The 13225-nt window shown below is 63.9% G+C and carries 11 protein-coding genes; 5 read left to right on the top strand and 6 right to left on the bottom strand.

Annotated elements, in window-relative coordinates; all coding sequences use genetic code 11:
- The first annotated feature begins 215 nt into the window (after positions 1-215).
- On the top strand, positions 216-2315 hold the full coding sequence (gene recG / locus WBG82_RS10835; protein WP_424424540.1) for an ATP-dependent DNA helicase RecG: 2100 nt from the start codon (positions 216-218) through the stop codon (positions 2313-2315).
- Here the strand turns inward: recG and WBG82_RS10840 are convergent.
- Positions 2293-3027 (bottom strand): DUF502 domain-containing protein, encoded by a 735-nt coding sequence (locus tag WBG82_RS10840; RefSeq protein WP_424424541.1) that lies wholly within the window; start codon positions 3025-3027, stop codon positions 2293-2295. The genes recG and WBG82_RS10840 overlap by 23 nt on opposite strands.
- A gap of 170 nt (positions 3028-3197) precedes the next feature.
- Between WBG82_RS10840 and WBG82_RS10845 the strand changes: the two genes are divergently transcribed.
- From WBG82_RS10845 to WBG82_RS10860, 4 genes are all read left to right on the top strand, one after another.
- Complete coding sequence (locus WBG82_RS10845) at positions 3198-4232, top strand: DUF7064 domain-containing protein (RefSeq protein ID WP_424424542.1); 1035 nt, start codon at positions 3198-3200, stop codon at positions 4230-4232.
- Position 4233: 1 nt separating this feature from the next.
- Positions 4234-5247 carry a phosphotransferase family protein gene (locus WBG82_RS10850; RefSeq protein WP_424424543.1) on the top strand — a complete coding sequence of 338 codons (1014 nt, stop codon included), beginning with the start codon at positions 4234-4236 and terminating at the stop codon, positions 5245-5247.
- Positions 5248-5251: 4 nt separating this feature from the next.
- Entirely contained in the window at positions 5252-5632 is a 381-nt protein-coding gene (locus WBG82_RS10855; protein WP_424424544.1) for a DUF6285 domain-containing protein, read from the top strand.
- A 171-nt stretch (positions 5633-5803) separates the two neighbouring features.
- Positions 5804-6319 carry a PAS domain-containing protein gene (locus WBG82_RS10860; RefSeq protein ID WP_424424545.1) on the top strand — a complete coding sequence of 172 codons (516 nt, stop codon included), beginning with the start codon at positions 5804-5806 and terminating at the stop codon, positions 6317-6319.
- Here WBG82_RS10860 and WBG82_RS10865 read toward each other — a convergent pair.
- The 5 genes from WBG82_RS10865 to WBG82_RS10885 form a co-directional block, all read right to left on the bottom strand.
- A complete protein-coding gene (locus WBG82_RS10865; protein WP_424424546.1) occupies positions 6291-7319 on the bottom strand; it encodes a hypothetical protein in 1029 nt (342 codons plus the stop codon). The two genes, WBG82_RS10860 and WBG82_RS10865, sit on opposite strands and share 29 nt — an antisense overlap.
- Positions 7320-7322: 3 nt before the next feature.
- A complete protein-coding gene (locus WBG82_RS10870; RefSeq protein WP_424424547.1) occupies positions 7323-8831 on the bottom strand; it encodes an MBOAT family O-acyltransferase in 1509 nt (502 codons plus the stop codon).
- Between the two features lie 64 nt (positions 8832-8895).
- Complete coding sequence (locus WBG82_RS10875; RefSeq protein WP_424424548.1) at positions 8896-10098, bottom strand: acetyl-CoA acetyltransferase; 1203 nt, start codon at positions 10096-10098, stop codon at positions 8896-8898.
- Positions 10099-10130: 32 nt separating this feature from the next.
- Positions 10131-11639 carry a hydroxymethylglutaryl-CoA synthase family protein gene (locus WBG82_RS10880; protein ID WP_424424549.1) on the bottom strand — a complete coding sequence of 503 codons (1509 nt, stop codon included), beginning with the start codon at positions 11637-11639 and terminating at the stop codon, positions 10131-10133.
- A gap of 119 nt (positions 11640-11758) precedes the next feature.
- Complete coding sequence (locus WBG82_RS10885; RefSeq protein ID WP_424424550.1) at positions 11759-12982, bottom strand: SPOR domain-containing protein; 1224 nt, start codon at positions 12980-12982, stop codon at positions 11759-11761.
- Positions 12983-13225: the final 243 nt, after the last annotated feature.

The following is a 13225-nucleotide window of genomic DNA, read 5'->3' on the forward strand; positions in this document are numbered from 1 at the left end:
AATGATTTGCCAGATATTTCTAACCTTCATCCATCACAAAAAGAGCCGGATCGCGCGGCTCGAAGGATCGCGGCGGGCGCGATAGACTGATTTCATGCGCGAATCCCCCATCCCGGCCGCATCCGCCGACCTGACACGCCGCCCGCCCCATGGCCGGGTTTCATGGCGGCCCTGTCGCGCTCCGGATTTCCTCAGAGCGCGAGCCCGCAGACCCGATGCGCCCTGAAATCCTTTTTCCCCTTTTCGCCCCCGCCCGCACGCTGCCCGGCATCGGCCCGCGCATAGAGACGCTGGTGGCGAAACTCATCGGCGCCAAACCGGGCGAAACGAAGGTCGTCGATCTCTGCTGGCATCTGCCGGCCGGACTTGTCGATCGCCGCCAACGGCCGAAGATCGCCGAGGCGCGCGACGGCGAGATCGCGACGATCGAGGTCAAGGTCGGGCTGCACGTCGCGCCCCGCAGCAAGCGGCTGCCCTATCGCGTCCATGTGCATGACGAAACGGGCGAGATGCAGATCGTCTTCTTCAGCGTGCATGGCGACTATCCGGCCAAGGCCCTGCCGGAAGGCTCGACGCGCATCGTGAGCGGCAAGGTCGAGTTCTATCAGGGCGAGCCGCAGATGACGCATCCGGACCACATCGTCGCGCCGGAAGACCTCGCCGCGCTGCCGCTTCTCGAGCCGATCTACCCGCTGACAGCGGGCCTGCCGCTCAAGGTGCTGCAGAAGGCGGCGCGGGCGGCGGTGGAGCGCGCGCCCGACCTCCCCGAATGGCAGGACGGCCCCTGGCTCAAGGCGCGCGGCTTCGCGCCGTGGCGGGCGGCGCTGAGGGCGGTTCACGAACCGCAATCCGCCGCCGATCTCTCGCCGGATTGCCCGGCCCGGGCGCGCCTCGCCTTTGACGAGCTGCTGGCCAATCAGCTCGCCCTCGGCCTTGTCCGTCTCCGCATGCGGAAGCTGCCCGGCCGCCCGGTCAAGGGCGACGGGCGTCTCCGCGCCATGGTGATCTCGGCTCTTCCCTTCTCCCTCACCGGCGCGCAGGAACAGGCGCTGCGGGAGATCGACGCCGACATGGCTTCCGACCGGCGCATGCTCCGCCTCCTCCAGGGCGATGTCGGCAGCGGCAAGACGGTGGTGGCGCTCCTCGCCATGCTGTCGGCCGTCGAGGCCGGCTTTCAGGCCGCGATGATGGCGCCGACGGAAATCCTCGCCCGCCAGCATCACGCCTCGCTGGTGCCGCTCTGCGAGGCTGCTGGCGTCCGGCTCGCCCTTCTCAGCGGCCGCGAAAAGGGAAAGCGCCGCGCCGAGATCCTCGACGCGCTGGCGAATGGCGAGATCGACATTCTCGTCGGCACCCATGCGCTCTTTCAGGAGGACGTGGCTTTCAAGGCGCTCGCGCTCGCCATTGTCGACGAGCAGCACCGCTTCGGCGTCCATCAGCGCCTGCAACTCCAGTCGAAGGGTGGCACCGGCACGGACATCCTCGTGATGACCGCGACCCCTATTCCGCGCACCCTCACGCTGACCGCCTATGGCGACATGGACGTATCGCGCCTCACCGAAAAGCCGCCGGGCCGCAAGCCGGTCGACACCCGCGCCCTGCCGCTCGAACGCATCGACGAGGTTGTGGACGGGCTCCACCGCGCGCTCGCCCGCGGCGCTCAGGTCTACTGGGTCTGCCCGCTCGTGGAAGAATCCGAGGAACTTGACGTGACCGCCGCGGAGGAGCGCCACCGCCATCTCCAGACCGTCTTTGGCGGCGCCGTGGGCCTCGTCCATGGGCGGATGAAGGCGGCTGAGAAGGACGCAGCCATGGCCCGCTTCGAGGCTGGCGAGACGCGCATCCTCGTCGCGACGACGGTGATCGAGGTGGGCGTCAACGTGCCGAGCGCGACCGTCATGATCATCGAGCATGCCGAGCGTTTCGGGCTTGCCCAGCTTCATCAGTTGCGGGGTCGCGTGGGGCGCGGGCTCGACAAATCGAGCTGCCTCCTCCTCTACCAGTCGCCGCTCGGGGAGACGGCTTCGGCCCGGCTCAAGATCATGCGCGAGACGGAGGACGGGTTCCGCATCGCCGAGGAGGATCTGCGTCTGCGCGGCGCGGGCGAACTGCTCGGCACGCGGCAAAGCGGGTTGCCGAGCTTTCGCCTCGCCGATCTCGAGCGCCACGGAGAGCTTCTCTCCGCCGCCTATGACGATGCGCGGCTCATTCTCGAGCGCGATCCCGAACTCGAGAGCCCGCGCGGCAAGGCGCTGCGCGTGCTGCTCTATCTCTTCGAGCGCGACGAGGCGATCAGGTATCTGCGTTCTGGATAGGCCCGGTGTCCTTGAGGCTCTTCTTTGGTGGCTCGACAAGACCCGCCGAGATGATGAGCTTCGCCCCCTCCTCGATCGTCATGTCGAGAATGGTCACATCCTCGCGCGGCACATAGAGCAGGAAGCCCGATGTCGGATTGGGTGTCGTCGGCAGGAAGACGCTGATGAGATCCTTGTCCAGTTGCTCGCCTACCTGCGCCTTCGAAGTCGATGTCACGAAGACCAGCGTGTAAATCCCCTTGCGCGGATATTCGATGATGCCGACATCGCGAAACGACGTGTTCGATTGCGAGATGACGGTTTCGAATATCTGCTTGAGCGCGCCATAGATCGAGCGAACGACGGGCATGCGGTCGACGAGCCGTTCCGCAAAGCCGAGGATCGCACGGCCGAAAATATTGGCCGTCAGCGCTCCGAGCACGGTCAGCAGCACGAAGGCGATGATGAGACCGAGGCCCGGAATCTCGAATGGTAGATAGTGATCGGGCTGATAAGGCGCGGGTATGAGCGGCACGAACCATGTGTCGACGAGATCGACGAACCATCTCGTAATGTAGACGGTAAGCCCGATCGGCGCGGCGACGACGAGGCCCGTCAGAAAATAGTTCCTCACGCGGAACATGAGGGCGTGCTTGCGCGGCGGCAGAATCAACGGCGCCTCGCCACCGCCCTGGCCTTGCTCCTCGGACGATGGGCTGCTCGGTTCGGTCATGTTCGGCCACGGTCCATGATTGACGTTACGGCACGTTGCGTCAGACGCGCGCGCCAGAGGTTTCCCTTACTATCATGCTTCACTCATGGCAGGATTAGTAACCGGCATTTATCATTTCAGGCGGACCCGCCAGACAAGGCCCGCGCGAAGCAGGATCAGGAAGGACAACCATGGCCAAGGCCCCGGCAGGCTTCAAGATCAGACTTGCTCCCGAAGACGAGTACACGCACACGCCCGACGCCGCGACGAACTATAACGAGAGCATGTATTTCAACATGTTCGATCCGGCGCGGAAGATCGGCGGCTGGTTCCGCATCGGCAACCGGCCGAACGAAGGCTATGCCGAAATGTCCGTCTGCCTCTATCTGCCGGACGGGCGTGTCGCCTTCATGTATGCGAAGCCTGCGATCACGCATAACCGCGAACTCAATGCCGGCGGCCTGCGCGTCGAGGTGATCGAACCCTTCAAGCGCCTCCGCGTGACCTATGACGGCAAGGTTGTCGTGCTCTCCAATCCGAACGACATGGCCGAACCGTCAAAAGCTTTCAGGAACAATCCCGTTGTCGCCTGCAAGGTCGAACTCGATTACGAGGGCGTCTCGCCCATGTTCGGCGGCGAGACGGTGAAGGAAGACGGCTCGGCACTCGACATCGACCCGGAAAAATCTTTCGCCAAGGCGCATTACGAGCAGCATGTGGCGGCGACCGGCCGCTTCGTCATCGGCGATGAAACATTCGACGTCGCGGGCTACGGGCTTCGGGACAAGAGCTGGGGACCGCGCTACTGGCAGGCGATCCATTGGTATCGCTGGTGCCCGATGAATTTCGGCCGCGACTTCGGCATGATGCTCTCGATCGTCGCCGGCGAAAAAGGCGAACCGCGCCAGGGCGGCATGGTGCTCAAGGACGGCAAATACGACCTCATCAAGCAGGTCTCGATCGACAGCGACTGGGACGAGAACTGGTATCAGACCGCCTTGCGCGCCCATGTCGTCACCGAGTCGGGCGCGAGCTATGATGTCGAGGGCAAGGTCCTGTCGCTCATCCCGCTCCGCAACCGCCGTCAGGCGCCGGACGGGAGCGAGCTTCACACCCGCATCACCGAAGGCATGACCGAATATCGGTGCAACGGCATGGTGGGATACGGTCTTTCCGAGTATCTCGATCAGATCGTCGACGGCAAACCGGTCAGCATCGGGGGTTGAGATGAGTGCAGAGGCAAATCCGATCGCGGCCCCTCTCGCGGAAGCCGTGCGCCGAAGGATTCCAAGCGCGACCGGCATAGCCGGACTGCGCCGCCTCTCCGGCGGCGCGAGCCAGGAGACATGGTCTTTCGACGCGACGACCGAAGGCGCGCCGATCCCCCTCATTCTGCGCCGCGCGCCCGGCGGCGGCCAGACGCAAGGGCGCTCCGGCACGGCGGCGGGGCTCGAGACGGAGGCGGAACTCATCCGGCTTGCCGGCGAGGCGGGCGTCGCAGTGCCGCCCGTGCGTCTCGTCCTCGACGACAAGGATGCCATGGGCCATGGCTTCGTCATGGACCGGATCGAGGGCGAAACCATCGCCCGCAAGATCCTCCGCGATCCCGAATTCGCCGAAGCGCGGCCGAAGCTTGCCCGGCAATGCGGCGAAATCCTCGCCCGCCTCCATAAGGTCGACAAGTCGAAGCTGCCGCCGCTCCGCGTCTCCCCGGCTCGCGCGGAAGTCGACCAGTATTTCCAGACCTACAAGACCCACAACCATCCGCATCCCGTCTTCGAGCTGGCCTTCCGCTGGCTCAAGGAGCGCGTGCCGCCGGAGACGACCGAGCTGACGCTCGTGCATGGCGACTTCCGCCACGGCAATCTGATGATCGGTCCCGATGGCGTGCGCGCGGTTCTCGACTGGGAGCTCGCCCATATCGGCGATCCCATGGAGGATCTGGGCTGGATCTGCGTCAACTCCTGGCGCTTCGGCAATATCGACAATCCGGTCGGCGGCTTCGGCCGGCGCGAGGATCTCTACGAAGGCTATGAAGCCGCGGGAGGCCACAAGGTCGATCCCGAGCGCGTCAAGTTCTGGGAAGTGCTCGGAACGCTCAAATGGGGCGTCATGTGCACGACCATGGTGATGGCCTTCAAGGCTGGCGACCGCTCGGTCGAGCGCGCCACCATCGGGCGTCGCGCCTCCGAAACCGAAGTCGATCTGATGCGCCTCCTCGCGCCGCTCGGAAAGGAATGAACCCATGCAGGATCAGCCAACAGCAGCCGAACTCATCGACATCGTGGCCGATTTCATTCGCAACCATGCGATGCCTCAGCTTCAGGGTCATGCGGCCTTCCACGCGCGCGTCGCCGCCAATGCGCTCGACATCGTGAAGCGTGAGCTGGAGATCGCGCCGAAGGCCAATACGGAAGAGCACGAAAGGCTGAAGGCGCTCCTCGGCCATGACGGCTCGCTCGACGAGCTCAATCGGGAGCTCTGTGCACGGATCGAATCCGGCGAGATCACGCTGGCGACGCCCGGCCTCGCCGATCATCTCTGGGCGATCACCATGACGAAGCTTGCCATCGACCAGCCGAACTATTCCGGCTATCGCCGCGCGCTCGAGGAAATGGCGAATTGAAGGGCGCCTTGGGCGGGGAGGTGCCGACCCCCTGCCCCTCCGTTTCCTGCTGCCGCCTTCGTCGCCTGATGCCGCTTTCGCTAAAATTTGAAGGATTTGCAGGCAATAGTTGGTAAGGCTTTTCACCTAGGCTCCTCCCGTAATCACGCCCAGCAGCCGGGTGAGCCGACCGTGCCCTATCGTCAATTGTCCGAGACCGACATTCCGGAAAATCACCCTGTTGCCCTGTTCGGTCATTACTGGAACAGCCGGAAGCGGGACGCCGGAGCGCTGCCGCTGCGGTCCGATTTCGGCCCGTCGAGCATCCCCGACCTCGTGCCCTGGCTTCTGCTTCTCGAGCCTCTGCAACTCGACGGCCGCACCGAGTTCCGTTACCGCCTCGCGGGCACGGGATGCCGCGAGATTTTCGGCGTCGACTATACGGGCAAGCTCCTCGGCGAAGCGCTCACGTCCGAAGGCGCCGAGATCAGGCGGGCCGAATTTCTGCAAGTCATGGCCGGCGGCGAGCCGATCTATTCCTGGACCGAAGTGCCCATTCAGGGGCGCGACTTCATCTATATCTATCGCGGTGTCTTCCCGGTGACGGCCGCCGGCGGAGAGGCCGACCGCATCTTCGTCGTCGCCGCGCATGAGGCGCAGCGCCGGAAGGTGAGCCCGCCTATCGCTCCGCTTCCTCTGCGAGCCTGAGCGCCGGAGCGAGCGCCGCCAGCCGCTCGCGATAGAGGGCGAGCATTTCCTTCGCTGTCACCTGCTTGAGGTCGATGACATCGCCCTGCCGCACGAGCAGCGAGGCGGCGATGTCCTCATTCGCCTTCTCCGAATAATGCGTGCCGTCATAGGTCTGCGACGCATCCGCCGTCATGGGCGATGGCGCGCTGTAGTCCAGAAACCTGTCGAACGGCTCCGCGGCGTCATGGAGCGCGGCGGTATAGCTGTTGAGCCAGCCGATCCGTGCGTAAGTCGCGATGGCCCAGGCCGAGATCGGCGGCGCATAGCCCACGAACCGCGCCTCGGGAAAGACCGTCCGCAACTCCCTGTAGCGATCGAGAGGGGCGCGCTCGTCGAACCGTCCCTTGAGCAGATCGCGGACGGGAACTTGCGGATCGTAGCGAAGAGCCGGAAAGGCCGCATGGCAGCGGAACTCCCGGTCATAGACGCGATCGACCGGGGAGCGCCCGAAGAGCGAGCGAAGCGACATGCCCGCGACATCGAGCGAGAGATAGGAGACGGCCGCAGGCGGTGGCGCGCGTCCCTCGCGCACAAAGTCCGGCGTGTTGCGTGGCGAGACATAGACGCGGAAATCGGTCGCGCTCAATCCGACGATGACGAGCCTCGGCGAAAGGCCGTGGCCGCGGAGCCAGTTTGCATAGTCCACGAATTCGCTGACCGTGCCCGACGAAAAAGCCATGTTGTAACAGCGGAAGCCCTTAATCAGACCTTCCGGAAGGAGCGTCACGCGGCTGTCGCCGAAGATGACGCAGTCATAGTCCTTTTCATGACCGGCGATGCGGTTCGCCTTCGAGATGCGTTCGTTGAAGGCGAAATTGACCGGCCCGAGCCTGTTGCCGCCGAAATACCAGAGCGGATCGACCATGGCGTTCAACGCGAGGACGGCGCCAAGCGTTAGCGCGATCACGCTGCCAAGCACGAGAAGATAGGATCTGGCGTTGAGCGGAAACTTCGTCATCGTTCAGAACTGGAAATAGAGGAACTCGCTGACGCGTTGAAGGCTGAGAAAGGACGCCGCCGCGCAAAGGCCGATGGCAGCGGCATAGGCAGCGCCCGGCCGCCAATAGGTGAGACGTCGCCCGATGGCGCCTTTCAGCGGCAGCAGCAGCGGGTCGTCGCGCCTTTCCTTCAGCGAATAGTTGAAGGCAGGCTGCGCCATGGCCATCCATTGCTGCGTATTGGGCCAGAACCAGGCGACACTCACCCAGAATGAGAGCCAGAAGAGATCGCCCCCGAGCGCCTGAATCGACAGGTCCGACGGCCATGTGACAAGGCCGCGATAGATGGCGGTTGCCGCATCGAGGTCCGGCGCGCGAAAGGGCACCCATGCCAACGCAACGAAGAGCAGCGTGACCGCGCGCGCGATACCCCGCGACCACCATTTGTCTATGGGCTTCGTCCAGATCGCACGCCAGCCATGATTGACGATGAGCATGAGGCCATGCATCGCGCCCCAGAGAACGAAGGTCCATGCCGCGCCGTGCCAGAGCCCGCCGATCGCCATTGTCAGAAAGAGATTCAGATAGCGCCGCCTCTTGCCGCGCCGGTTGCCGCCGAGCGGGATATAGAGATAGTCGCGCAGGAACCGCGACAGCGTCATGTGCCAGCGCCGCCAGAATTCAGTGATGTTCACCGCCTGATAGGGCGAATTGAAATTGAGCGGCAGTCTGATGCCGAAGATGCGCGCGGCGCCGATCGCCATGTCCGAATAGCCGGAAAAGTCGAAATAGAGCTGGAAGGTATAGGCGAACATTCCCTCCCAGGCGCGGAGGAACGAAATTTCATGGCCGCTTCCGGCATCGCCGAAAACGGCGCTGGCGAGCGGCGCCAGATTGTCCGCGATGACGACCTTCTTGAAGAGCCCCATGAAAAAGATCGTGAGGCCAACGGCGAGGTTCATCGGATCGAAACGAAAGCTGTGCTCCCGCTTCGTCTGGCTGAATATCTCGTGATGATGAACGATGGGCCCGGCGATGAGCTGAGGAAAGAACATCACGAAGAAGCAATATTCGAGAAAGCTGTGCTTCTCCACTTGTCCGCGCCCGGCATCGACGAGATAGGCGATTTTCTGAAAGGTGAAGAAGGATATGGCGAGCGGCAGGACGATATGCTGGAGCGGAACTTCCGCTTTCGCCGCCTCATTCAGTGTGCGAATGAAAAAATCCGTATATTTGAAATAGGCGAGCGCCGCGAGATCGACCGTCACGCCGAAGGCGACGAGAGCGGCCGCGCGCCCGCCCCCCGGCTTTATCCGTTCGGCGAGAATGAAACGCGCCAGAACGAAATTGAAGACCGCGAGTACGATCAGAAGCGGCAGATAGACCGGGTTCCACCAGCCGTAAAAGAAGAGCGATGCGAGGACGAGAAAGCCGAGCGCCGCCTCCCGGCCGAGACGGGCGCGGATGAAAAAGCACAGAAGCGCCACCGCCGGCAGAAAGGCGAAGAGAAAGACAGGCGAATTGAAAAGCATTCGTCCCCGCAACAAAAAAGGGCCGGGATTTCTCCCGGCCCTCGCTCATCACGCAATCATGCGATCACGCACCATAGGCGCCGATGATCGTCACCGAGCACACATTCGACGACGGCGCGCCGCCGAGATTGTGCGTCAGGCCGATCCGTGGATTCCTGAGCTGGCGCTCGCCCGCCCGGCCGAGAATCTGGAGATACATTTCATAGGCCATGCGGAGGCCCGACGCGCCGATCGGATGGCCGAAGCACTTGAGGCCGCCGTCGATCTGGCAAGGCACCTTGCCATCCGCATCGTAGAAGCCGTCCATGACGTCCTTCACCGCGCCGCCTTCCGGCGAGATGAAGAGGTCTTCCATGGTGACGAGTTCGGTGATCGAGAAGCAGTCATGCACTTCCATCATGCTGACTTCCTCGCGCGGCTTCTGGATACCGGCCTCGTTATAGGCTTTCCGCGCCGCGATCCGCGCCGTGTGGAAATAGCTGCCGTCCCAGGAATTGTGCTGGGACTCGAGCCCGTTCGACACCGCGAGCTGCATCGCCTTCACCGTGACGATGTCCTTCTTGCCGAGCGCCCTCGCGATTTCCGGCGTCGTCACGATAGCCGCCGCCGCGCCGTCGGAGACGCCGCAGCAGTCGAAGAGGCCGAGCGGCTCGGCGATCATCGGCGCGTTGATGACCTGCTCCTCGGTCACGACGTTGCGCAGATGCGCCTTCGGGTTCTTCGCGCCATTGGCGTGGCTCTTCACCGAGACATGGGCGATGGCGCGCTTGAGGTCTTCCTTGGCGACGCCATGCTTCGCGCGATAGGCCGACGCAAGCTGGGCGAAGTTGCCCGGCGCCGAGCCCGAAGGCGCCCATTGCGGAATGAGCGTGCCGGCGGCACCCACAGGCAGGCCGCCATAGCCTGTGTCCTTGAGCTTCTCGACGCCGAGCGCGAGCGCGATGTCGGCCGCGCCCGATGCGACGGCATAGACGGCGCCGCGCAGCGCCTCGGAGCCGCCAGCGCAGAAGTTCTCAACGCGCGTCACAGCGATGTTCGGCAGGCGCAGCGCGAGCGAGAGCGGCGTGCCGCCCTTGCCGGTGCCGACCTCGTCGATATGCGTCGAGAACCAGGCCGCGTCGATCTGCGTCGGCTCGATGCCCGCATCCTGCATCGCCTCGAGATAGGCCTCGACCATCAGTTCCTCGGGGCCGGCGTCCCAGCGCTCGCCGAATTTCGAGCAGCCCATGCCGAGGATCGCAACCTTGTCCTTGATACCTGAAGCCATGACTTTTCCTTCCCTGATCGCTTCGGCTGCGCCTATTCGGCGGCCTGCCCTGATTTCGCTGACGATTTGCTGCCGGTAACTGGAACGGCCTTCCAGAAATAGCGGCGGAAGCCGCGCTTCTCATCGAAGTCCTTGATGCGGAAGGCGAGGCGCACATCCATGCCGCTATCGACCGTGCCCTGCTCCACATCGGTGAAGTCCATCATGATCCGCCCGCCCTCGTCGAAGACGACCATGCCGTAATGATTGGGCGGGTTCATGCTGAACGAGAGGAAGTCCGCGGACCAGGACAGGATCTTCGCCTTGCGCTCGGCAAACTTGTAAGGCTCCTGCGTGTCCACGGTGTGATTGTTCGGGTTGACCGAGATGCGCGAGCGCGGGAATTGCACCACGCCCGTTTCCTTGCAGCGGCCGCCGACGAGACCCATGAGCATGTCCTCGTTGCGATAGAGCGTGGTGAGCGCGGTCTTCTTGTCCTGCTCGCCGCGCATGCCGCGCTCCCACTCGATCAGGCCGTTGAAGGTGAGGAACTTGAGATAGTTCGTCTCCTCCTTGCGGTTTGCGAGCGATCCGACGATGCCGCGCTTGCCCGCCATGCTCGAGAGCTTGTCGGTCGCCTCGAAGACGAGCGCGTCGCAGCCACCGCCGAAATGAACGAGAAGAACCTTCTCGCCCGGCTTCACATCTTTCTGCAAGGCGTGAACGAGCATGACGAGAGAATGGGCGGTGCCCGTCTCGCCGCAATTCGCCGCCAGCGTGTCGCGGGCAGCTTCCGGCGCGATGCCACAGCGCTTGGCGAGCTGCTGCACGAACTTGTCGCCGAACATGCAAGGCAGGACGAAGTGCTTGATGTCCTCGGCCTTGACGCCCGCATTCTCGAGCGCCGCCTTCACCGCGCGCGGCACGATCTTCGAGTAGCCCTCGTCCCGAATCCAGCGCTCTTCCCAGTTGTAGTCGAAGTCTTTGCCCTGGCCGCGATAGTGATCGACGAAATCGACCGTCAGGCTCGTGCCGCCGAGATAGGTGGCGATGACGTTCTCGTTGCCGATGGAAACCGCCGCCGCGCCGTCGCCGAAGTCAAGCTCCTGCGCGCTTGCCGCTCGCGCCTTGCGATGGTCGGAGGCAAGCACGAGCGCGTGCTTCGCCTCTCCCGCCTTCACCGCCGTCAGCGCCTGAAGCAACGCCGAGGTGCCGGCGCGCTGCGTCGATGCCACATCGACGGCGCGCACATTCTCATCGAGCGTCAGCGCCGCTGCCACGATGCCCGCATTGAGCCGGTCGACGAACGGAAATGTCGTCGAGCCGAAATAGAGCGCATCGACATGAGAGCGATCGTCATCCGGCCCGAGCAGGTCGCGCGCTGCCTCCACCGCCATGGTTATCGCGTCCTCGTCCCAGTTCGCCATGGAACGCTCGCCCTTCCCCTTGCCGAGAAAGTTCGGAGCAATCCAGGCATTGGCCTGCGCGATTGCCTTGCGTTGCAGACGAAGCCGCGGAACATAACCGCCAAAGGCTGTAAGCCCGATTGACTGCTGGGCCATCATTTCCCCTTGCTGCGAAGTGTTGTTGTTGGCCCGAGTTTAGCGACCAAAGGCCATGCGGGACAACAGCCCGTCTCCACGAGGGGCTTTAGCCGCCTGGCCGCTACGTCAATTCTGGCTCATCCGCCCGCGACGAGGCAATCGAGGCGCTTTGTCTTGAGTCTCTCGCAATAGGCGCGGGCCTCGGCGCGGGTTTTGAAGCTGCCAGCCTGAAGCCGGAAAAAGACGCCTTTGTCGCCGAGATCGGCCTCTTCGATCCGATGATCGAGCGGCGCGAGGATGGGATGGCGCGCCTGCATGTCACTCCACGCCTTGCTGGCATCGCCCTCCGCGCGGAAGGCGCCGAGCTGGATGCGATACTTGCCTTTCGCCGCCGCCGAAGCCTGCGGCGCCACAGGCTCCGCAGGTGGAAGGGAAGCGAGACGCCGGGGCTTCTCCATCTTCGTTTCTGCCGCGGGTTCCGCCCCATAGCGAAGCGCCTGAGTGGTCCAGCCGTTTTTCGGCGCAACCTCGATCACCTGCCGGGGGGCTGGCGCCGCTTCGCCCATGCCGATCGAGCCGGTGCCGATCGAGCCGGTGCCGATCGAGCCGGTGGCCAGATTTTCCTGCCCCTCTGCCCCCGCCTCTGCCTCCGCCAGCATCGGCTCGAATTCATCGAGCTTCGTCCGCGCCATTTGAAATTGCGGATCGATGGCGAGCGCCTCTCTCAGATCAGCAACAGCCGCCTGCAGATTTCCGCTCCGCTCATAGGCGAGAGCGCGGCCGAGCAACGGGAACTTGCGCTTGTCGCCATCGAGCCTCGCCATGGCCTCGCCATAATCGCGGATCGCCGTCGGATAGTCCCGGCGCTCGCGCTCGAGATTGGCGCGGTTATGCCAGGCGGGCGCGTAGTTCGGCGCAAGCTCGATGGCGCGCGAGTAATCGAGTTCGGCCGCCATCTTGTTTCCGGTGGCCGCTTCCGCCAGCGCGCGGTTGTAGTGGACCCGCACCTTCATTTCTTCCGGCAGCGTGCCGAGGTCGATCGCCTTTGTGTAATTGGCGATGGCCGCCAAGCCATCGCCGGACTTCTGATACGCCATGCCGCGATGGTGATAGGCGACGGCCAATGGCATGCCCGAAAGGTTGTGGCCGTCGATGGCGGCATCGAGCGCCGCTATCGCTTCCGCATGTCTTCCGGCCGCGATCGCCTCGGCGGCTTCATCGACGATGCGGAGGGCGTCGGCATCGGCGGCGGCCAATGCGGGCGATGTGTCGGGCGGAGCAGAAATGACCGAGCCCGGCAGAAACGTCAGCATGGTGAGCGCCGCCGCCATCGTCAGCCGTCTGAGATAGTCTCGCCGCATGCCCTGTCCTCCCCGCGGCAAGTTTACCACGAGCCGCAGGAGGGCAAGCCATACATCTCCAAAATGATGTGAAAATCAGGCACTTGAGCGCCCGAATTCAACCTCCGATCGAACTGACCGCGCTCGAATCGCCTATTCGACCGTCACCGACTTGGCGAGGTTGCGCGGCTGGTCGACATCCGTGCCCTTGGAGACGGCCGCGTGATAGGCGAGAAGCTGGATCGGCACCGCCGCCACGATGGG

This window comes from Parvibaculum sp., assembly GCF_049671045.1.
In the GTDB taxonomy this organism is placed as follows: domain Bacteria; phylum Pseudomonadota; class Alphaproteobacteria; order Parvibaculales; family Parvibaculaceae; genus Parvibaculum.

Coding starts and splice junctions, on each gene's coding strand:
- recG (WP_424424540.1), top strand. CDS start 216: ATGCGCCCTGAAATCCTTTTTCCCCTTTTCGCCCCCGCCCGCACGCTG.
- WBG82_RS10840 (WP_424424541.1), bottom strand. CDS start 3,027: ATGACCGAACCGAGCAGCCCATCGTCCGAGGAGCAAGGCCAGGGCGGT.
- WBG82_RS10845 (WP_424424542.1), top strand. CDS start 3,198: ATGGCCAAGGCCCCGGCAGGCTTCAAGATCAGACTTGCTCCCGAAGAC.
- WBG82_RS10850 (WP_424424543.1), top strand. CDS start 4,234: ATGAGTGCAGAGGCAAATCCGATCGCGGCCCCTCTCGCGGAAGCCGTG.
- WBG82_RS10855 (WP_424424544.1), top strand. CDS start 5,252: ATGCAGGATCAGCCAACAGCAGCCGAACTCATCGACATCGTGGCCGAT.
- WBG82_RS10865 (WP_424424546.1), bottom strand. CDS start 7,319: ATGACGAAGTTTCCGCTCAACGCCAGATCCTATCTTCTCGTGCTTGGC.
- WBG82_RS10870 (WP_424424547.1), bottom strand. CDS start 8,831: ATGCTTTTCAATTCGCCTGTCTTTCTCTTCGCCTTTCTGCCGGCGGTG.
- WBG82_RS10875 (WP_424424548.1), bottom strand. CDS start 10,098: ATGGCTTCAGGTATCAAGGACAAGGTTGCGATCCTCGGCATGGGCTGC.
- WBG82_RS10880 (WP_424424549.1), bottom strand. CDS start 11,639: ATGGCCCAGCAGTCAATCGGGCTTACAGCCTTTGGCGGTTATGTTCCG.
- WBG82_RS10885 (WP_424424550.1), bottom strand. CDS start 12,982: ATGCGGCGAGACTATCTCAGACGGCTGACGATGGCGGCGGCGCTCACC.